This window comes from Paraburkholderia sp. GAS333 (genome assembly GCF_050435665.1).
Classification (GTDB): Bacteria; Pseudomonadota; Gammaproteobacteria; order Burkholderiales; family Burkholderiaceae; genus Paraburkholderia; species Paraburkholderia fungorum_A.
In genome coordinates this window covers 745,643-765,169 of the sequence record NZ_JBNDKS010000003.1, presented here as the reverse complement: position 1 = coordinate 765,169, position 19,527 = coordinate 745,643, and the positions used below count along the sequence as shown (strand labels likewise).

Here is a 19,527-nt window from a genome sequence, read left to right as displayed (position 1 = left end):
CAAGCGTTCTACTTGGAGTCTTTTCATGAAATCGCGTCTTTCGGGGAATCGATTAAGCTACTGATTTATATGTATATTTCATAATTGTGTCGGGATTGACATACGAATCCCGCTCCCAGCGAAAACGTTTTGCGGGAAAATCACAGGTTCGACGTCGATGGTCTGGCGCATCGCAGCGAACTGCATCGGCCGCACAGCGTCTCCAACATCAAGCAACATTTGCCGAGGCGGATTGAATTGACCGACACACATATCCTCCTCGTCGAGGACGACCCTGACATTGCCGGGCCCCTAGCGGACTATCTGGCCGAGAAGGGCTACCTGGTTCAAATCGCGGGAGACGCACAGGCCGCCGACGACATCCTGAAACGCAGCCCGATCGACCTGGTGCTACTGGATGTGATGCTGCCCGGCGAGGACGGCTTCGAGATCTGCCGCCGCATCCGTTCTTCGGCGAATGGACCGCGCGTCATCATGCTCACGGCGTTGTCCGAGCCGACCGACAAGGTGGTAGGTCTCGAACTGGGTGCGGACGACTACGTGTCCAAGCCTTTCGATCTGCGCGAACTGCTCGCGCGAATCCGCGCGGTGCTGCGTCGGCCCGACGCGGTCGATACTCCGCGAAATCAGTCTTCCGCCGAGCTTGTGCTGAAGTTTTCCGAGTTCACCTTTTACCCATACCGCCGGTTATTGCGCTCGGGAACCGGCTTGCGCGTGCCGCTAACGGGCGCGGAAACCGATCTGCTGCTCGTGCTCTGCCAGAACCCACGGCGGGTACTGTCGCGTGAAGAACTCATCAATCTGACGCGAGGCAAAAATTTCCCGATTGCCGAGCGCTCGGTCGATCTTCTGATCAGCCGGCTGCGCCGCAAACTGTCCGGCGACAATCGCCTCGAAGATCCCATTCGCACCGTGCGCGCAGATGGATACGCGTTCCAGCTCGACGTGACGGTTGCCTGATGCGACGTTATTTCAGTACGACGCTCGGGCAGATTCTGACGATTGTCGCGGGCTCGTCAATCGTGACCTTCGCGATCTTCATCGTGTTGCTGTTCGTCACGGGCAGCCCGCCGACTCCGCCGTGGCCCTGGCAGCCCACGTACCGTATCGCCAGTGTCGTGCAGATACTGCGCGGTGTGCCCGAGCGCGATCGGGAAAGCGTGATCGCCGCATCGCAGCGGCCGGATTTCTCACTCAAGCTCACATCGGTGAATCTGCCCTGCGAGCATCGAACGCTCAATTCGCGCGACCTCGAATCGGCGTTGCGATACCAGCTTCCCGACCTTCCTGGCCTGACCGCGCGTTCGTGCAGTAGCGATGACGACACGCCGGATATTCAGGTGCTCGTGCCGATCGGCCACGACACCCTCGAAGTGCACATCAACCGGGTGGGTTACGAGCCGCCCCGGCTGACGTTCCCGTTCTTCGGCGCGCTGGCTTTCCTGTGCGTCGGTGTCGCCGGTTTGTCCGCGTGGGCCGTGTCGCGCGTGATCCGGCCGTTGCGTCGCCTGTGTGACCGCGCTGAAGCATTCGGGCGCGACATCGTGATTGCACCGATCGAAGAGGAAGGGCCGCTTGAAATCCGCCGCGCCGCGCACGCATTCAACCTGATGCAGGAGCGTATTACCGCATCGATCGAAGGCCGGACGCGCATGCTGGCGGCAATCAGTCACGATCTGCGCACGCCGCTCACGCGGATGCGTTTGCAGGTCGATACCGGCAAGGAGATCGTGCGCGACAAGCTGCTCAGGGACATCAACCTGATGCAGAAAATGGTCTCGTCGGCGCTGGCTTTTCTGAGCACTTCGAATGCGGAGGCCGAGAAGAAGGAGTGGCTCGATCTGGGTGCGCTGCTTGCTACGCTGTGCGACGAATATGAAGATTCCGGCGCGCGAATCCACTACGAAGGACCGGACCAGATTCCGTTTCTATGCCGCCCCGACGCGATGCAGCGCGTGATGAGCAACCTCATCGAGAACGCGTTGCGCTTTGGTGGAATCGTGGTGGTGATTGCGTCGGTGCGCGGCAAACACATCATGATCGATGTGACCGACGACGGTCCCGGCATACCCGAAGAGCGGCTTAAGGACGTTATCGAACCGTTTGTTCGTCTCGATGCGGCGCGCACAGGTCAGCCGGGAAGTGTCGGGTTGGGTTTGTCGATCGTGAACGATATTGTTCGCACGCATGGCGGCAAGCTGGTGCTGTTCAATCACAAGCCGTCGGGTCTCACCGCGCGCATCACGTTCGACTAAGCGCCGCGTGGTGTTGCCGCTATTTTTATCCCGACTACTGCGAGAGTTCTTTATCGATGTCATCTCCCTCTGCGAGAAGCACGCCAACGCCCGACGCCGCCGAAGCCAGCCAGGCTATTCCACTGTCACAACGACGGCGCGTTTTCGCGGGCCTGATGCTCGCGATGATTCTGGCCGCGCTCGATCAAAGCATCGTATCGACCGCACTGCCGGTCATATCGGGCGATCTGGGCGGCTTGAGCCATCTGACGTGGGCCGTCACGGCATTCATGCTGACCTCGACGATCAGCGCGCCGCTGTACGGCAAGCTCTCCGATATGTACGGACGCAAGCCGTTTTTCGTCGCGAGCATTTCGTTGTTCGTGGTCGCGTCGATGCTGTGCGGGGCCGCTCAATCGATGCTCGCGCTGATTCTGTTCCGTGCGTTGCAGGGCCTCGGCGCAGGCGGCCTGATGACCTTGTCGCAGACGCTGGTCGGCAGCATCGTGCCGATGCGCGAACGGGGCCGTTACCAGGGCCTCGTGACGGGCGCGTTCGCGATTAGCAGCGTGGCCGGGCCGCTATTGGGCGGCTTCATCACGAGTCATGCGTCGTGGCGCTGGATCTTCTATATCAACTTGCCGGTCGGCGCGGCCGCGCTTGCGCTGGTGCTGTCGTCGCTGCCGAAAGTGGCGCGCGGCAGCGGTCATACCATCGATTACGCGGGCGCGATACTGGTTTGCATCGGCACTTCCGCGTTGCTGCTGCTGTTCAACGCGAATACGTCGACGTTGTTGTCGGGTACCGAGGCCATGCTGATCCTGCTGGTCGTCGCGCTCGCGAGTTACGCATTGCTGGTGCGGGTCGAACGTTCGGCCGCGGAACCGGTAATCGATCTGAAACTCTTCAGGATCATTCCGTATGCGACGTGTGTGGCCGCATCGGGCGTCATGTCGTTTGCGATGATGGGCTCGCTCGTGTTCATGCCGCTCTATTACCAGCTGGTGTTGCATCAGACGCCCGAAGAATCCGGCGCGATGATGTTGCCGCAAGTGTTGATGATGCTGGTGACGTCGGTTACAGCGGGGCGCTTTTCGGCCGGCGCGCGGCGCATCACGATACTGCTTTCGGTCGGCGTCGGCCTCGAATGCCTCGGCCTGGTTCTGCTTGCGCTGTTTGCGCACATCGGCGCGAGCATCGGGCTGTTCCTCGTCTCGATGGCGATACTCGGCGCGGGCATGGGCATCGGTATGCCCAATGCCACGGTGATCGTGCAGAACGCCGTGCCTCAGGCCGTGCTCGGCACCGCGACGGCCACCATGTCGTTCGTGCGTTCGTTGGGCGGATCGCTCGGCGCGGCGCTCTCGGGCGGCATCATGAGTTTCGTGCTGAAGAAGCAGATTGCCGACTTGCCCGCGTCGTTCGATAGCAGTGCCATGCTTGATCGCGGCATGGCCGCGATTGGGCAGTTGCCCACGGATCAGCAGACGCAAATCGTGTCGATCTATCGGAGCGCGATCGGTTCGAGTCTGATCGCCGGTGGCATTGTGATGTTCATCGGGTTTGTGCTGGTTCTGAGTCTGACGAGACGGCCGGTCGAGCGCGCAGTGACGAACAAGCCCTGAATGAAGGATAGAAACATGAAATTGATTCGAAGCGGCAGCCACGCTGAGTGGATTGTCCGCAGGTTGATGGCGGGATTGCTGGCGCTGTTCGCAGCGTGTGTTTCCACCGGCGCCCATGCAGCGGATGCCACCGACTCATGCAGCAAACTCGCATCGCTCGCATTGCCCGACGCGACGATCACCGCTGCTGAAACCGTCGCGGCGGGCCAGTACAAAATGCCCGAGAATCCGCTGACACGGCTGGGTGGTCTCTCGGGTATGAACGTCGCTGGTAAGACGGCCAATGACCCCAATCCCGCGTTTTGCCGGATTGCAGCCACGCTGAAACCCAGCAGCGATTCCGACATCGAGATCGAAGTCTGGCTGCCGCTGAACGGATGGAACGGCAAATTCCTCGGCGTGGGCAGCTTCGGCTGGGCCGGCGCGTTGATGCTGCCCGGCATGTTGACGGGAATCGAGCAGGGCTATGCGGCCGCCACGACGGACACGGGACACGACGGCTCGACTCCCGAAGGTAACGGCGGACGATTCACGCTGGGTCATCCGGAGAAGCTGACCGACTACGCGTGGCGCGCCGACCATCTGATGACCGTGAACGCCAAGATGATCATTCGCGCGTACTACGGCAAGCCACCGCTCAAATCGTATTGGGTGGGCTGTTCGCTCGGCGGTCTGGAAGGGCTGATCGAAGCAAAGCGTTTCCCGGATGACTACGACGGCATCGTCGCCGGTGCTCCGCCGAACCCCATCGTGAATTTCAACGCGGCGCAGTTGTGGCCGAGCTGGCTCGTCCATCACGACCCGAGCCTCGCGATTCCCAAGGAAAAGTTCGACATGGTCAACAAGGCCGTGATCGAAGCCTGCGCGTCGCCTGCCGGGCGCAAGCAGGGTTTTGTCGACGAACCCGACCGGTGCCTGTTCGAGCCGCGGCAACTGCTGTGCAAAGGCGCCGACGCGCCCGGCTGTCTGACCGCGCCGCAGGTGCATCTGCTGGAGCAGATTTACGCGGGGCCGGTCAATCCGCGCACGCACGAAGTGATTTTTCCGGGGCCGGCGAAGGGTAGCGAATCGCAACTCGCGGGTTTTGCCGACGGCAAGCCATTTCCGGTCGCGCTCGATATTTTCCGCTATACCGCGTTTCAGAATCCCGACTGGGACTGGTCGGGCATCGACTGGGACAAGGACATTGACAAGGCCATCGCGAACGTCGGGCCGTTGCTTCACGTGGATGCAGACCTGAAGCCGTTCTTCGCGCGCGGCGGCAAGCTGCTGATGTATATCGGCTGGAACGACTATCACAATCCGCAGGAGTTGATCGGCTACTACCGGACCCTGATGCGCAATGCCGGCGATACGACGCGGGCGTCGGCGCGGCTGTTCACGATTCCGGGCATGGGTCACTGCTTTGGCGGTGCGGGTTGCGATACCTTCGACAAGCTGGGCACCATCGATAAATGGGTCGCGCACGGTGTCGCACCGCAGCGCGTGGTGGCGTCGAAAGTCGATGGCGGGAAAGTAGTGCGGACGCGTCCGCTGTGCGCGTATCCCGAAGTGGCGCGCTATACCGGTCACGGCGATATGGGTAAGGCGGCGAGCTTTTCGTGCGTTGCGCCCCATGAAGGGGTGCACGTGAAGGCGTCGCTCAACGCAGGAGCGGAATCTGAATGACGCTTCTGCGGCGCTATAAAAAATTGCTGCTCGTGACGGTCGCGCTCGTGTTCGCATCGGCATGCGAAGGCGCTATGGCGGCAAGCCTTCGCGCGGGAGCGGGCAGGGCGGCTATCGAAATCGGGCAAGCGGATTTGCCCGTCGACGGTTACGTGAGCGTGCACGATCCGCTGCAGTCGCGAGTGATCGTGCTCGATAACGGCACGAATCGAATTGCGCTGGTCACCGTCGATCTCACTTCGATGCCCGACACACTGGTCGCTCAGGTGAAAGATATTGTCGGCCACGCGGCGCAGATGCGAGCCGCCGATGTCGTCGTATCAGCAAGCCACACGTTCTCCGTGCCGCATGTGCAAGGCCCCGCGCCGGACCCCGCCGAACAGCGGCGCAAGCAGCAGATCGTGCAGGCGATCGAAACGTCGGTGACACAGGCCGCGACGATCGCGATGCAAGACATGCAGCCCGCGAGCATCGGCTTCGGCAGCGGCACGAGCAACGTCAACGTGAATCGGGATGTGCGGACAGCCGACGGCTGGTGGCTCGGTGCGAACGACGCGGGGTTCTCGGATAAAAGCGTGAACGTCATCCGTCTGGAAGGCAGCGACCGTCACCCTATCGCTATCGTTGTGAACTACGCGGTGCAGTCGTCGATCATGAACGAGTCGACGCTGCAAGGTGGCGGCATGCAGATTAGCGCGGACCTCGCGGGCGCGGCGACCCGTTACGTCGAGCAGCAATATGGCGACGGCACGGTCGCGTTATTTCTGGTCGGCGCAGCCGGCGACCAGGCGCCTTATCTGACGGCGAAGCGAAACCGGTTGGACCGTGACGGACATTCGAGCACCGTCGATATCCATGAAGCAGGCTTTTTACTCGTCGATCTGCTGGGCGAGCGACTCGGCGGTGAAGCGTATCGCGTTGCGCAAAATATCGCGGACAACAACGCGAACGCTCCCGTGCTCGCGGTGACCAGCGGCAAGGTGCGCGTGCAGAGCCAGGCGTTTTCGCCGAACGCGGCTTCCAAGCGGCCGTCCACGACCTATCGGTTCGAGGCCGGCAAACCGGTCGATGTGCCGTTCTGGATTGTCAGGCTCGGCGCAATTGCCGTGTTCGGGTTTCAGGCGGAGTTGTCGAGTCAGACCGCCGTCGACATGAGGGCGCGCTCGCCGTTCGCGCACACGCTGGTCGCGACGATGGTGAACGGCGCGGCCAAGTACCTGCCCGATGCAGGCAGCTACGACCGGATCACTTATGAAGCGATGAGCGCACCGTATTTCAAGGGCTCAGCTGAAGAGGTCCGGGATGCCGTTATCGAGTCTGCCGGACGTCTTCTGAACGCTCGTTAAATCGATTCAGGCTCCCACCTCGACTCAACCCTCAGGGCTTCGCCACGATCGATAGATAACGCGCGGGCATCTGCACGCCATAACAGGCGTGCGGCGTGCCCGCGTCAAAATAGACGCTGTCGCCCTTTTCGAGCGTGAGCGGAGCATAGTCGCGCATCATGAAGATGAGCGAGCCTTCGGTCACGAAGATGAACTCCTGGCCATCGTGCGCGGCGAGCACATGCTTGCCGGTGTCGGCAATGGCTTCGATCAGCGTGGGCTCCATCGACTTGGTCACGAGTTCCGCGCCGAGCCATTCGAAGATACCCGTCGACGTGGGATGCTTCACGCCGTGACCCGCGCGACTCACCGCGCGGCAACCCTGCGCAAATGACTTCTCGTTGCCCCCGACCATATCCGGCCAGCGGATATCGAGCGCCTTTGCCAGCCGCGACAGCACCGAATACGTCGGCGAAATGCGGCCATTCTCGATGCGCGAAATGGTCGAGATCGACACCGACGACAACGCCGATAACGCCGTGAGCGTCATACCGCGCGCGTGACGATGGCGCGCGATCGTCTCGCCGGGGCTTGCTTCACCGGCGTGCTCCACAGGTTCCGCAACTGCAACGGCATCCGCATTTGCAGCCGCCGGATCGATCGGCACTTCCTTGTCGCGCCTCGTTGCGACTTTCGACGCCGCACCGGCCACCGGCTGCCGGCCAGCCTTCTGTCGCGCCTTCTTCGGCGATTCCTCTGTTTGCATGCTGTCTCTTATCGTTCATCTGGTACGCGACGGGGGACGCGTCACATCCGGATAGTGACACAGGACGATGCCCTTTTGCAAAGTTTGCAGATATGCAAATTTTTTTCTTGACCCTGAGTTTTTAGCTCCATACGATGGTTTGCATGGTTTTGCACAAATGCAAAACCCGCCGACGTTATGCAGTTACCCATTCAATCCACTCAGGAAGGGCTGACCACCATGTTCGACGAATTCTTCAACAACGCGCCCGATGCCGCCAAACCGTCCCGCCGGAGTTTCCTGAAGACGGCAGGCTGCGGGGTCCTCACCGGCGTCGGCGCAAGCCTGCTCGGGCAGTCTGCATGGGCGGCCTCGCCCGCGTCGCCGATCAAGACCGTGCGCCCCGGCTACCTGACGGCCGCGTGTCTCGGCGACATGCCGATCGCGTCGGTGCGCGACGGCAAGCTGGTCGGAACGGACTTCGAGATGCTCCAGTTGATCGCCGAACGACTGCAACTCAAGATCGACGTCCAGCAGATGAGTTTTTCCGCCGTGATCGAAGCGGTGAAGTCGGGACGGGTGGACTGGTTCGGCGGCAATTTCGCGTGGACGCCGATCCGCGCGAAGCTGTTGTTGCTGACCAACCCCGTGTTCTATACGGGCGCCTACGTGATCATGCGGCAGGGCCAGACGTCAAAAAGCTCGCTCACCATCGTAGACCTGAGCGGCCACACCATCGGCACGGCCACCGGCTATTCGGTGGTGCCGGACATGAAGCGGGTGCCCGGCATTGTCGACGTGAAGCTGTATGACGGCAGCGATTCGTGTCTGCGCGACGTGGTAGCCGGACGGCTGGACTTTGCCGTGCTCGACGCACCGACGGTCGACTACATGATCCAGCAGAACCCGTCGTGGGGTCTCAAGCAGATCCCCATCGCATTCGATGCGAGCTATCCGAGCCTGACGGGGAAATTCGCGTCGATCTGGGGCGTGAGCCCGGACAAGAAGGATCTGTTCGACGGCATCAACGAAGGCATTAGCTGGCTATGGCGTACCAACCAGATCAAGCCGATCCTCGCTAAATACGGCATCACCAATCCCGATTATCTGGTGCCTCTGCCCACCGATCCGCGCCTCGGCGTGGATCGCGACGCCAAGGGTGCGCTGATTGGCCCGTTTGCGCACGAGTCGCGCGATTTCAGCAAAGCCTTTGCCTGAGACGAGATCATGGGACACAGCGATATGTCTGCCACGCTAACTGCCATTCCCCCAGTCGATACGCGGCAACTGGTGCGCATCGACGGGCTACGCAAGTCCTTTGGCGCGCACGAGGTGCTCAAGGGAATCGACCTCGACGTGATGCCGGGGCAGAAGGTATCGCTGATCGGACCGAGCGGCTCGGGAAAGACGACGCTGCTGCGTTGCGTGAACTTCCTCGAAACGCCGAGCGCGGGCCATGTTTTTATCGACGGCACGCCGATTGGCGAGCGCCGCCGGGAAGACACCTTTCTGCCGATGTCGGCGCGCGAGCTTGCGGCGATGCGTGCCAACATCGGCATGGTGTTCCAGCGCTTCAATCTGTTTCCGCACCTCAGCGTGATCGACAACGTGTTGCTCGGCCCGCGCAAGGTGCAGAAACGCACAGGCAGCGACCTGATCGACGAAGCGCGCGCGTTGCTAACCAAGGTCGGCATGGATGCAAAGCGCGACGCGTTTCCCGATCAGTTGTCCGGCGGTCAGCAGCAACGTGTGGCGATTGCCCGCGCGCTCGCCATGAAGCCGCGCCTCATGTTGTTCGACGAAGCGACTTCCGCACTCGATCCCGAACTGGTCGGCGAGGTGTTGGGCGTGATGCGCAAGCTCGCTGAAGAGGGCATGACGATGATCATCGTGACGCATGAAATGCGCTTTGCCGAAAGCGTCTCGGACAAAGTCGTGTTCATGGCCGACGGCAGGATTGTCGAAGAAGGACCGCCGCGGCAGATATTTCACGAAGCGAAGGTCGAACGCACCCGCGCGTTCCTGCGCGCGGTGCTGGAGCACTGACATGGCGCTACTGAACGCGTGGGCTCACAGCTTGCACTTTCTCCCGTATTTCGTTCGCGTGCTGTGTGTCAGCGCGCTGACGACGGTGGCGCTGACCGCAAGCGCCTTCTGCGTCGCGTTCGTATTGGGCTTCGTGATCGCGCTGATGCGGCTGTCGCGCAATGCCGTTCTGAAAGCGGTGGCGAATGTTTATCTGGAAGTTTTTCGCAATATCCCTTTGTTGACGCAATTGTTCGTTCTGTACTTTGGGCTCGAGCGAATCGGCATTATGTTGCCCGCGTTCGTCGCGGCGACGCTCGGCTTCGGCCTGAACGGCGCGGCGATTCTCTCGGAGATTTTCCGTTCGTCGATCAACGGAATCGATCGGGGTCAGCGTGAAGCGGCGCTCGCGATCGGCATGACCTGGCCGATGGCACTCACCACGGTCGTGCTGCCGCAGTCGATGCGCCTCGCGCTGCCCGCGCTCGCCAACTTCGCGATTGGCTTGCTGAAGGATACGTCGCTCGCGTCCGCCGTCGCGGTGCCGGAACTGGTGTTTCATGCGAGGGCGCTGGTCAGCGAGACCTATCAGAGCAACCTCATCTATTTCATCGTGGCGATCATTTATCTGCTGCTGAGTCTCGCGCTCGCACGGTTGTCGACGGCGACCGAACGTGGACTTCACAAATCGAGGACGGCGCTGTCATGAGCTATTCCGAACTGTGGTCGTCGATGCACGTCGAACTGTTCCAGGCAGCCTGGGCGACGTTGCGTCTCGCGCTCGGCGCGATTGCCATCGGCATCGTGCTCGGCCTGCTGCTCGCCGTCGTCAGGATAAGCGGTCATCGCGTGGCGGCGCGCATTGCCCGCATTTATATCGAACTGTTTCGCGGCACGCCCGCGCTCGTGCAACTCTTTCTCGTGTATTTCGGGCTGGTGTCGATCGGCGTGCGTTTCGATTCGTATCAGGCGGCGGTGTTGGGACTCGGCATGAACGCCGCCGCCTATTTCGCCGAAATCTTTCGCGCGGGCATCGAAGCCGTGCCTCGCGGACAAAGCGAAGCCGCGTGGAGCATCGGTATGACCGGCAGTGCGGCGATGCGCTGGGTCGTGCTGCCGCAGGCGATTCGCCTCGTGCTCGCACCGTCGGGCAACATCGCGATCTCGCTGCTGAAGGACACGTCGGTCGCCTCGCTGATCGCCGCGCCCGATCTCATGCTGCGTGCTCAGGATCTGAGTTCGCAGTACTTCATGCCGTTCGAAATCTACGTCACCGTGGGTGCGTTCTATTTCGTTCTGTGCTACCCGCTGTCGCAACTGATGCGTCATATCGAGCGACGTCACCCATCGCACGGGTGACGGGCGGGGTTTTCAACTCAAGCTGAATCACTCAAATCATAAGGAGTACTTTTGTGAGAAAGGTAATCGAAACCGGTCTGCCGAACGGAACCGCGCCCGTCGAATGGGCGACTGTGTCGAACGGTACGTTGTACACGGCCAGCATTCCGATTCGCGCAGACGGTTCCATCGAAGACGGCGATATCACGACGCAAGCCGAGTTGACCTTTGCGAATCTCAAGCAGATCGTGGAATCGGCGGGCGCAACGATGGACGACGTCACCCAGGTGCAGGTCTTCCTGACCGACAAGAGCTATTTTGACGGGATGAACGAGGTGTACCGCCGTTTCTTCACGAAGCCTTATCCGAACCGCGCGACCATCATCGCGGATCTGATGGTCGCGGGCGGCAAGATCGAAATTCTTGCGCATGCCGACGTGAGCGGTGTTGCCTGATGAAGCATGTGATCGTCATCGGTGCAGGCATCATCGGGACGACGACCGCGCTCGCGCTTGCGGGCGCGGGCATTCGCGTCACAGTGATCGACGGTCAGCCGGAGGCGGGAAAGGGCACCAGTTTTGCCAACGGCGGCTTGCTGGCCGCCAATAGCGCGTTGCCCTGGTCATCGCCTGGCACCCCGACACAATTGTTCAAATGGCTCGGCCGCGAAGATGCCCCCCTTCTGCTGAGACCGCGCGCGATTCCCGGTCTCGGCATGTGGGGCGTGCGCTTTCTCGCGAACTGCCGCGCCGCGAAATACCACAGAACCGCCGCGACCTTGACCGCGTTCGGTCAGCAAAGCCTGGCGGCTATGGAGCGTCTGCTCGGCCAGAACAGAATCGATGCGGGCATCCAGCGCGGCGGTCTGCTCGAACTGATTCGCGGCAAAGGTGCGGAAGGCCGCGCGGAGTCGTTTGCGCGGATGCTCGAACGGATGGGCGCGAAGGTGCAGCGCCTCGATGCAGCGCAGAGCGTCGCGCTCGAACCGTCGCTCGCTCCGGTTGCTCACACGATCGGCACGGCTCTGCTGCTGGAATCCGATGCTTGGGGCGACGCGCACCAGTTCAGCGTGGCGGCCGCGGCGGCAGCGCAGCGTGACGGCGTGACGTTTCGCTGGAATGCCAAAGTGCGCGGCATCGACGTGCAGGGCGGTGCGATTCGCGGCGTCCGTCTGGAAGACGACTATCTCAGCGCTGATAGCGTGGTGGTGTGCGCGGGAGCACTCTCGCCGTCGCTGGTCGGTCCGCTCGGCATACGCCTGCCGATGGCGCCGGTCAAGGGCTACTCGTTGACCCTCTCCGCCGATGAACTCGGCTTCCTGCCGAAGCGGCCGATTGTTGACGACTACGAGCATATCGGCGTCACGCCGCTCGGCGACAGATTGCGCGTGGCGGGCACGGTCGAGTTCGACGGCTTCGACACGACGCTGAGACCGGCGCGAGTCGAAAACCTCAAGCACGCGCTGAAGCGACTGTTCCCTTGCATGCGGATGCCCGACGAGGTACGTCCGTGGTGCGGTCTTCGTCCGATGGCTGCGGACGGCCTGCCGATCATCTCATCCACCGCTGTGCCGCGACTGTTCGTCAATACGGGACACGGCGCGCTGGGCTGGACGCTCGCATGCGGTTCCGCCGACCTCGTCACATCGTTGGTGACGAGCAAAGCCAACACACGGGACACGCCGTTCGATCTCGGACGCAGCTTCTGGTAACCGTCAGGGTATTTTTCAATCAGCTCATCAACGCGAGAGCACATCATGCAGGGTAACGAGAAGCGCGAAGTCGTCGTGATCGGTGCGGGAGCGGTGGGCGTTTCGTGCGCGCTGTGGTTACGGCGCAAAGGTTTCGACGTGTTGCTGGTCGACAGGGGCGACATCGCGGGTGCCGCGTCGTTCGGCAATGCGGCCACGATTGCGGACTATGCGTGTACGCCCATTCCACAGCCGAAGATCTGGCGCGATCTGCCGGGCTTGTTGTTCGGCGTGGAGTCGCCGCTGTCGATTCGCTGGTCGCGGCTGGGAAACTTTGCGACGTGGCTTGCCGCGTTTCTTGGCCAATGCAACCGGCGAGCGTATCTGTCCAATACCGGCGCGCTGGCAGCCTTGCTGCGCGGCACGCATGACGGTTACGCGCCGCTGCTCGATGACGCGCCCAACGCGGCGGCGCTGGTCCGGCGCGAAGGTTGTCTGTACGCATATCAGACGGAAGCCGCGTTCAGGCGTGCCACCGATGACATCAAGCTTCGCGCCGAGCTGGGTGTCCGTCAGGAGATGTTGAGTGCGAGTGAACTCGCGCAATTAGAGCCTGCGCTTCATCAGCGCGCGGTGGGTGCGGTGCTGTTCCCGTCGGCGTCCCATCTGGTCGATCCGCAAAGCTTTGTGTGGGAGTTGGCAAAGCCGCTGATTGCGGAGCAGCGTCATGTACGGATGGATGTGAGCACGATCGCGACCAGTGCGGCGGGCGTCAGCCTGCGCTCGGCGAAAGGAGAAGAGATACGCGCTGACCGGGTGGTGATCGCCGGCGGCGCATGGTCGGCGAAACTCGCGGCGCAGTTGGGCGACCGTATTCCACTAGGCGCCGAACGCGGCTATCACGTCGAGTTTCAGTTGAAGGAACCGTTGTTCACGCGCCCAACCTGTATCGCGGAATCCAGCTTTTATATGACGCCGTTGCGCGACCTGCGACTGCGCGCGGCCGGCACCGTCGAACTCAGTGGATTGCGTTTGCCGTTGAATCCGGCGCGTACCGATTTTATCGAGCGAAATATCCGCAGGAATATACGGCTGGATGCGCCAGTGACGAGCAGTTGGCTGGGCATCAGGCCGACCATGCCGGATTATCTGCCGGTAATCGGGCACTCGAGCGCAGACGAACGGGTGATCTACGCCTTCGGCCATCAGCACCTCGGCATGACACTCGCGGGAACGACCGGCGACATGGTCGCGCGGCTGATCGAAGGAAAAAAACCGAAGGAGCTGGAGCAATTTTCCGTCGCCCGCTTTAAATGAGCGGTGCGTGACGCTGACATGGCTGTGAGCAGGCTGGGTCGGCGGTCGCACCTTTCCATTGCCGGATTAATCGATCAATCAGACCTTTGGCGAAACGGTGGTAGCGCCAAACGTGCGCCGGGCGATGCCGTGCATCGACTCATCATTAGCATTGTTTCTGTAAAACATAAAAGATTGGAATTGAAGTCACGTCACAATTTTGCGACCCCTAATCTGGCTGCGGTCGTTAACACCAAGTTGTTTCGTCATTGTGACGTAGGGACGGCGCTCCCCCTCCAGGGCCAACGCGCGGCGTCTCCGCAACCTTCAACCCGGTCAGATACTAATGAAAAAGTCGCTTCTCGTGCTCGCTTCCCTTAGCGCGCTGTCCACGGTCGCCCACGCGCAAAGCAGCGTGACCCTGTATGGTCTCATCGACGTCGGCATTACCTATGCCAATAACGCTGGCGGTCACAGCCAGTACCAGATGAGCAGCGGAAACATTCAGGGCAGCCGCTGGGGGCTGCGTGGTACCGAAGACCTGGGTAACGGACTGAAGGCCCTGTTCGTCCTCGAGAATGGCTTTAGCGTGGCGACCGGCAAGCTGGGACAAGGCGGTGACGAATTCGGACGTCAGGCCTATGTCGGTTTGTCGTCGGCCAGCGCGGGTACGGTGACGTTCGGTCGCCAATACGATTCGATCGCCGATTTCACCGGTGTTTTCGAAGTGGCCGACCAGTGGTCGCCGTACTTCGGCGCGCATCCGGGCGACCTCGACAACATGAACAATACGAACCGCGTCAACAACGCGATCAAGTACAAGAGCCTGAATTACAACGGCTTTTCGTTCGGCGGCATGTATAGCCTGGGCGGCGTGGCAGGGCAGTTCAGCCGCAACCAGATCTGGTCGCTGGGAGCGGGTTACCTGAATGGGCCGCTCGCGCTCGGTGTCGCCTACGTAAACGTTAAAGATCCTAACTATTCGTACTTCGGCAATAACTCGACATCGAGCACGACTGCGTCGAACATGACGGCGAGCCGCGTGTATTCGGGCTATGCGTCCGCGAAGACGCAGCAGATTTTCACGGCTGGCGGTGCATATACGTTTGGCGCGGCGACCTTCGGTGCAACCTATAGCAACACGCAGTTCAAGGACATCGGCGCGGAAACCGGCCTGCCTGCAACGGGGTCGGGCGGCAACGCGAAATTCCACAACGTCGAAGTCAACTTCAAGTATCAGATCACGCCGTCTTTCCTCGCGGGCGCGGCGTATGACTACACGAAGGGCTACGGCGTCAACGATGCGACGTACCACCAGGGCGTGCTCGGCCTCGATTACTTCCTGTCGAAGCGGACCGATGTCTATATCGACGGCGTATATCAGCACGCTTCCGGCACGGATTCGACCGGCGGCCGCGCGGTAGCCAACATCAACTTCCTGTCTGCATCGACGACGCAGAACCAGGTGCTCGCCATCGTCGGCATGCGGCACAAGTTCTAAGCGCACTCGCATCGGCCCGGGGATAAGTCGGGCACTCCGGGCGATGCGCAGCTGACTGTCGGCAATTTATTGGGGCACGGCGTTCACGCGCGTCGTGCCCCAACTTCGTAAGACGCGCTTATAAACAGATAAACCGCGGCTTACGAACCATGCCTCGGAATTCTGTTCGGTTAACGTCGCAGGTATCACGTCACGTCCGGTCACGCACGCGCGCGCCAACGCACGTCGATGCGAACCCGAGGGTATTAACATGCAGAACCTGCCGTACGGCCAGATTTTCCCAGGCGACTCGCCAGTGCTGGTCGTCACTCCGCATATCGGAACGTCCGTGCCGGCGCCGTTGCAGTCCAATTCCGCATGGGGTCCCGTCGAGGGACGGCTCGCCGATCCATTTGGCGCGTTGCTGCAATCGGTCGCGATCGGCAGAGGCGTGACGTGTGTGTCGGCGCTCTACCATCCCTGCGTCATCGACTACAACGTGGCTCTGGATAGCCGGCCGTTATCGCCCCGGCTCAATCGCGTGGGACTGTGCCGGACGCACACGTCCCGAGGCGAAGCGTTATACCCAGAGGGCCAGGAGCCGTCGGAAGCGGAGGTGAGCGAGCGGGCGGACATGTACTGGAAGCCGTTTCACGCGGCGGTCGCGAGAGAGGTGGTGCGGCTGCGGAACACGCATGAAAACGTCCTGCTGCTCGTCTCGCACGCAAGCTCGTGGCTCTCGCCGTATCGCGAACAGCCGGGTGCCGCAGACTGCAACATCGGCACCAATCGCGGCACCGCTTGCGACCGGCGTCTGGTGACGGCGCTCACGGAATCGGTGCAGGCGTTCAGCCGGTCGTGGGTGGTCAATGGCAAGCTCGCGGATGCCTTCACCGCGCAGCACTACGGTTTGCCGGTTAGCGGCGTTCACGCGATCGAAGTCGAAGTGGCGGGCCGTTGGCGTCTGGATTGCGAACAGCGGAGCACGGCGCAACCCGAATTTGATTCAGGTGAAACAGGCGCGGCGCTCGGAGTCGCACTCGACGCGCTGGAGGCCGTTCTGAAAAGCATGGAGGGAAGCCGGCAAGCGGTGCACGCCGGTACCGAACCAGACGGGCGCGCGTAACACGCGTAGGGGCATAGCGGCGCAAAGTGCGTAACAACCGTCTGTTCGCGCGGGCGGCAATATAATTGGACTCCACTGCCATTCCATTGCCGACCATGAAAGAGAGCGTACCCGAACAGTATCCAGACTGGGACCTGCTAGCCAGTTGGGTCGCCGTGGTCGAAGCCGGTTCCATCTCGGACGCGGCGAGCCGCCTCGCCATTTCACAAGCCGGCGTCTCGCAGCGCATCAAGGCGCTGGAGACGATTCTCGACACCACCCTGCTCGATCGCGCGACCCGTCCCGCCCGTCCCACCGCCGCAGGTCAACGTCTGTTCGAGCATGCCACCGTGTTGCTGCAGGGCGCGGACCAGATGGTCGAGAGCGTGCGCAACGTCACCCGGGCGAAACGTGTCGTCGTTCGGCTGGGATGCGTGGATTCGTTTGCGGCCACCATCGGCCCGATCATCATCAAGGCGCTGGCCGGTACGTCGCATCAGATCCGTTTGTGGTCCGGCATTACGCCGACGCTCGACGGCCAGCTCGAAGCGCGTCAGCTGGACATGGCGGTGACCACCACGGGTCTCGCGCAGGCACCTGGTATCCGTCGCCAGAAGCTGTTTTCCGAGCCGTATTTCGTGGTGCTGCCGAAAAGCTTCGAGGTCGATCGCCTGACCACGCTGGCCGACCTGAGTCGTCATCTGCAACTGATCCGCTATAGCGCGCGATCGGTGATCGGCCAGCATGTCGACGCCTATCTCGCGTCGAATTCCGAAAACGTCGAACGCACCTGCGAATTCGATGCCACCGACCCGATGCTGAGTCTCGTCGCCGCCGGCCTCGGCTTCGCGATCACCACGCCGCTGTGCGTGTGGCAATCGCGTCATTACGTGCCGGACTTGCGCGTGGTTCCGCTGTCGGCGTTCTCACGCAATGGCAGGCCGCACACCGCGCTTAGCCGGTCGTTCTATCTGGCGTTCCGGGAAAACGAACTGGGCCAGCTTCCCTCCGATCTATACGACCTGCTGCGCCGCGCGTATGAACGGCAGGTTTCGCGCGACATCGCCAAGGCGCTGGCGCTGAATCCCGAAGACGTGTGCCTGCCGGAAGCGGATTGAAACCGGCGATACCGCAGCCGTTGCAGCGGGCCGCCGACGCGTTTTCCATAACTGCGTCCGATTCAATTCATAACCGCCGGTTTAGCAAGCACCGCTTCTTTTTGCAACGACTACTCTCGAAACTGCAGTCAACCGTCGCAGCGACGCGGCGGCGTAGCGCGCAAAACCTTGCGCCGGACGCCGCGGCCCAATGCTGCAATCGGTTCAATTAACGGCTTTTCTTAAGGAGTAGGCGTGATTTCAGGTCCACAATTTCCGTTGCCGGCTAACGAGCCGGAAGTGCATTTCGGCCGCGGAACGTCGGCTGCCAATGAGCTGACCAAAGCACTCGAACAACGCGACGTCGTTGAAATCCCGACCGTGATCGGCGGTAAGCGCTATTTCTCGAACGATGTGGTGGAAGTGCGTGCACCGCACGACCATCAACGACTGCTCGCCCGCATTCATCGCCCGACTGAAGCGCAGATCGGCGAAGCGATCGCCAGCTCGAAGTCGGTTGCGCGCGACTGGGCGAACCTGACGCACGCGAGCCGCGCGACCATCCTGCACCGTGCCGCCGAAATCGTCGCCACCCGCTCGCGCATGAAGATCAACGCCGCGACCATGCTCGGCCAGAGCAAGACGGTCGAAGAAGCCGAGCCGGACAGCGCCTGCGAACTGATCGACTTCCTGCGCTTTAACGCGTACAACGCGCAGCGCGTGTATGCAGAGCAGCCGATGTCGGTCGCGAGCGCGGCGAACCGCATCGACTGGCGTCCGCTGGAAGGCTTCGTGTACGCCGTGTCGCCGTTTAACTTCACGGCGATCGGCGCGAACCTGACCACCGCGCCGGCCATCATGGGCAATACGGTGTTGTGGAAGCCGTCGGAGAAATCGGCGCTGGCCAACTACATCTTCTTCGAAGCACTCGAAGAAGCCGGTTTGCCGCCGGGCGTCATCAACTTTGTGCCGGGCGAAGCCGAACTGACCACGCGCGTCGCGCTGGGGTCGCAGGACCTCGCGGGGATTCACTTCACTGGCTCGTCGGCGGTGTTCCAGTCGCTGTGGAAGGGCGTGGCGTCGAAGGTGGACTTGTTCCGCACGATTCCGCGTCTGGTCGGCGAGACGGGCGGCAAGGACTTCGTGCTCGCGCATCCGTCCGCGAACGCCGCCGAGGTTGCGATCGCGCTGATTCGCGGCGCGTTCGGCTATCAAGGCCAGAAGTGCAGCGCGGCGTCGCGCGCGTACATTCCGAAATCTCTGTGGAGCGCGGTCGAACAGGAACTGCGCGACCGTCTCGCGCAACTGAAAGTGGGCGACGTCGCCGATTTCAGCACGTTCATGGGCGCAGTGATCTCGCAGGCTTCGCATCAGAAGCTCAGCCGCGTTCTCGCGGCGGCGAAGGAAGACACGGCGGTCAAGCTGGTCTCGGGCGGCAAGGTGTGGTCCGAGCCGGGCTACTTCGTCGAGCCGACCGTGCTGCAGGTGTCCGATCCGAAGCATGCGCTGATGACTGAGGAACTGTTCGGCCCGATCCTGTCGCTGTTCGTCTACGAAGACGGCGCGTGGGAAGAGACGCTCGAACTGATCGACGCAACGAGCCCGTACGCGCTGACCGGTTCGATCTTCTGCACCGACCGTTTCGCGCTGCATCAGGCGGAAGCGGCGCTGGTCAACGCAGCCGGCAACCTGTATCTGAACGACAAGCCGACCGGCGCGATGATCGGCCAGCAGCCGTTCGGCGGCGGTCGTGCAAGCGGCACCAACGACAAGGCAGGCTCGTATCTGAACCTGCTGCGCTGGGCGTCGCCGCGCACGGTCAAGGAAACTTACCTGCCGACGCGCGACTGGAAGTTCGGCGCGTAAGCGTAAACGCACGGTGTTTCAATCGGAAGATTG

At 61.8% G+C, this 19,527-nt stretch carries 17 protein-coding genes; 16 read left to right on the top strand and 1 reads right to left on the bottom strand.

The window, feature by feature from the left end:
• Positions 1-237 precede the first annotated feature (237 nt).
• Genes ABH945_RS19125 through ABH945_RS19105 form a run of 5 tightly spaced genes read left to right on the top strand, consistent with a single transcriptional unit; the run spans position 238 to position 6,873 of the window.
• Positions 238-960 carry a response regulator transcription factor gene (locus tag ABH945_RS19125; protein ID WP_429251550.1) on the top strand — a complete coding sequence of 241 codons (723 nt, stop codon included), beginning with the start codon at positions 238-240 and terminating at the stop codon, positions 958-960.
• On the top strand, positions 960-2,255 hold the full coding sequence (locus ABH945_RS19120; protein ID WP_429251549.1) for an ATP-binding protein: 1,296 nt from the start codon (positions 960-962) through the stop codon (positions 2,253-2,255). The genes ABH945_RS19125 and ABH945_RS19120 overlap by 1 nt, the downstream gene beginning before the upstream one ends.
• A gap of 56 nt (positions 2,256-2,311) precedes the next feature.
• Entirely contained in the window at positions 2,312-3,859 is a 1,548-nt protein-coding gene (locus ABH945_RS19115) for an MDR family MFS transporter (RefSeq protein ID WP_429251548.1), read from the top strand.
• A gap of 15 nt (positions 3,860-3,874) precedes the next feature.
• Positions 3,875-5,527 carry a tannase/feruloyl esterase family alpha/beta hydrolase gene (locus ABH945_RS19110; protein ID WP_429251547.1) on the top strand — a complete coding sequence of 551 codons (1,653 nt, stop codon included), beginning with the start codon at positions 3,875-3,877 and terminating at the stop codon, positions 5,525-5,527.
• Complete coding sequence (locus tag ABH945_RS19105) at positions 5,524-6,873, top strand: hypothetical protein (RefSeq protein WP_429251546.1); 1,350 nt, start codon at positions 5,524-5,526, stop codon at positions 6,871-6,873. Before ABH945_RS19110 ends, ABH945_RS19105 begins: the two co-directional genes overlap by 4 nt.
• A gap of 31 nt (positions 6,874-6,904) precedes the next feature.
• Here the strand turns inward: ABH945_RS19105 and ABH945_RS19100 are convergent, their stop codons facing one another.
• A complete protein-coding gene (locus ABH945_RS19100; protein WP_074770386.1) occupies positions 6,905-7,618 on the bottom strand; it encodes a helix-turn-helix domain-containing protein in 714 nt (237 codons plus the stop codon).
• 177 nt (positions 7,619-7,795) lie between these two features.
• Here ABH945_RS19100 and ABH945_RS19095 point away from each other — a divergent pair, with 177 nt between their 5' ends.
• From ABH945_RS19095 to pruA, 11 genes are all read left to right on the top strand, one after another.
• Positions 7,796-8,815, top strand: coding sequence for a transporter substrate-binding domain-containing protein (locus tag ABH945_RS19095; RefSeq protein WP_429251545.1), 1,020 nt, complete (start codon positions 7,796-7,798; stop codon positions 8,813-8,815).
• A 9-nt stretch (positions 8,816-8,824) separates the two neighbouring features.
• A complete protein-coding gene (locus ABH945_RS19090; RefSeq protein WP_429251544.1) occupies positions 8,825-9,643 on the top strand; it encodes an amino acid ABC transporter ATP-binding protein in 819 nt (272 codons plus the stop codon).
• 1 nt (position 9,644) lies between these two features.
• On the top strand, positions 9,645-10,331 hold the full coding sequence (locus tag ABH945_RS19085; protein WP_074770384.1) for an amino acid ABC transporter permease: 687 nt from the start codon (positions 9,645-9,647) through the stop codon (positions 10,329-10,331).
• Positions 10,328-10,981: an amino acid ABC transporter permease gene (locus ABH945_RS19080; protein ID WP_429251543.1), complete on the top strand. Its 654-nt coding sequence runs from the start codon at positions 10,328-10,330 to the stop codon at positions 10,979-10,981. The genes ABH945_RS19085 and ABH945_RS19080 overlap by 4 nt, the downstream gene beginning before the upstream one ends.
• A 53-nt stretch (positions 10,982-11,034) precedes the next feature.
• Complete coding sequence (locus ABH945_RS19075) at positions 11,035-11,415, top strand: RidA family protein (protein ID WP_074770380.1); 381 nt, start codon at positions 11,035-11,037, stop codon at positions 11,413-11,415.
• Positions 11,415-12,671 carry an FAD-dependent oxidoreductase gene (locus ABH945_RS19070; protein WP_429251542.1) on the top strand — a complete coding sequence of 419 codons (1,257 nt, stop codon included), beginning with the start codon at positions 11,415-11,417 and terminating at the stop codon, positions 12,669-12,671. The genes ABH945_RS19075 and ABH945_RS19070 overlap by 1 nt, the downstream gene beginning before the upstream one ends.
• Before the next feature lie 45 nt (positions 12,672-12,716).
• Complete coding sequence (locus ABH945_RS19065) at positions 12,717-13,967, top strand: NAD(P)/FAD-dependent oxidoreductase (protein WP_429251541.1); 1,251 nt, start codon at positions 12,717-12,719, stop codon at positions 13,965-13,967.
• Positions 13,968-14,292: 325 nt separating this feature from the next.
• Positions 14,293-15,447, top strand: coding sequence for a porin (locus tag ABH945_RS19060; protein WP_429251540.1), 1,155 nt, complete (start codon positions 14,293-14,295; stop codon positions 15,445-15,447).
• 250 nt (positions 15,448-15,697) lie between these two features.
• Positions 15,698-16,552 carry an N-formylglutamate amidohydrolase gene (locus ABH945_RS19055; protein WP_429251539.1) on the top strand — a complete coding sequence of 285 codons (855 nt, stop codon included), beginning with the start codon at positions 15,698-15,700 and terminating at the stop codon, positions 16,550-16,552.
• Between the two features lie 95 nt (positions 16,553-16,647).
• Positions 16,648-17,649, top strand: coding sequence for a LysR family transcriptional regulator (locus ABH945_RS19050; RefSeq protein WP_074770370.1), 1,002 nt, complete (start codon positions 16,648-16,650; stop codon positions 17,647-17,649).
• 234 nt (positions 17,650-17,883) lie between these two features.
• Entirely contained in the window at positions 17,884-19,494 is a 1,611-nt protein-coding gene (gene pruA, locus ABH945_RS19045; RefSeq protein WP_429251538.1) for an L-glutamate gamma-semialdehyde dehydrogenase, read from the top strand.
• Positions 19,495-19,527: the final 33 nt, after the last annotated feature.

Excerpts from the sequence above, each read along its gene's own strand:
- ABH945_RS19060 (WP_429251540.1), top strand. The coding sequence starts at position 14,293 with ATGAAAAAGTCGCTTCTCGTGCTCGCTTCCCTTAGCGCGCTGTCCACG.
- ABH945_RS19065 (WP_429251541.1), top strand. The coding sequence starts at position 12,717 with ATGCAGGGTAACGAGAAGCGCGAAGTCGTCGTGATCGGTGCGGGAGCG.
- ABH945_RS19105 (WP_429251546.1), top strand. The coding sequence starts at position 5,524 with ATGACGCTTCTGCGGCGCTATAAAAAATTGCTGCTCGTGACGGTCGCG.
- ABH945_RS19085 (WP_074770384.1), top strand. The coding sequence starts at position 9,645 with ATGGCGCTACTGAACGCGTGGGCTCACAGCTTGCACTTTCTCCCGTAT.
- ABH945_RS19100 (WP_074770386.1), bottom strand. The coding sequence starts at position 7,618 with ATGCAAACAGAGGAATCGCCGAAGAAGGCGCGACAGAAGGCTGGCCGG.
- ABH945_RS19080 (WP_429251543.1), top strand. The coding sequence starts at position 10,328 with ATGAGCTATTCCGAACTGTGGTCGTCGATGCACGTCGAACTGTTCCAG.
- ABH945_RS19055 (WP_429251539.1), top strand. The coding sequence starts at position 15,698 with ATGCAGAACCTGCCGTACGGCCAGATTTTCCCAGGCGACTCGCCAGTG.
- ABH945_RS19070 (WP_429251542.1), top strand. The coding sequence starts at position 11,415 with ATGAAGCATGTGATCGTCATCGGTGCAGGCATCATCGGGACGACGACC.
- ABH945_RS19050 (WP_074770370.1), top strand. The coding sequence starts at position 16,648 with ATGAAAGAGAGCGTACCCGAACAGTATCCAGACTGGGACCTGCTAGCC.
- ABH945_RS19090 (WP_429251544.1), top strand. The coding sequence starts at position 8,825 with ATGGGACACAGCGATATGTCTGCCACGCTAACTGCCATTCCCCCAGTC.
- ABH945_RS19110 (WP_429251547.1), top strand. The coding sequence starts at position 3,875 with ATGAAATTGATTCGAAGCGGCAGCCACGCTGAGTGGATTGTCCGCAGG.
- ABH945_RS19095 (WP_429251545.1), top strand. The coding sequence starts at position 7,796 with ATGCAGTTACCCATTCAATCCACTCAGGAAGGGCTGACCACCATGTTC.
- ABH945_RS19120 (WP_429251549.1), top strand. The coding sequence starts at position 960 with ATGCGACGTTATTTCAGTACGACGCTCGGGCAGATTCTGACGATTGTC.
- ABH945_RS19115 (WP_429251548.1), top strand. The coding sequence starts at position 2,312 with ATGTCATCTCCCTCTGCGAGAAGCACGCCAACGCCCGACGCCGCCGAA.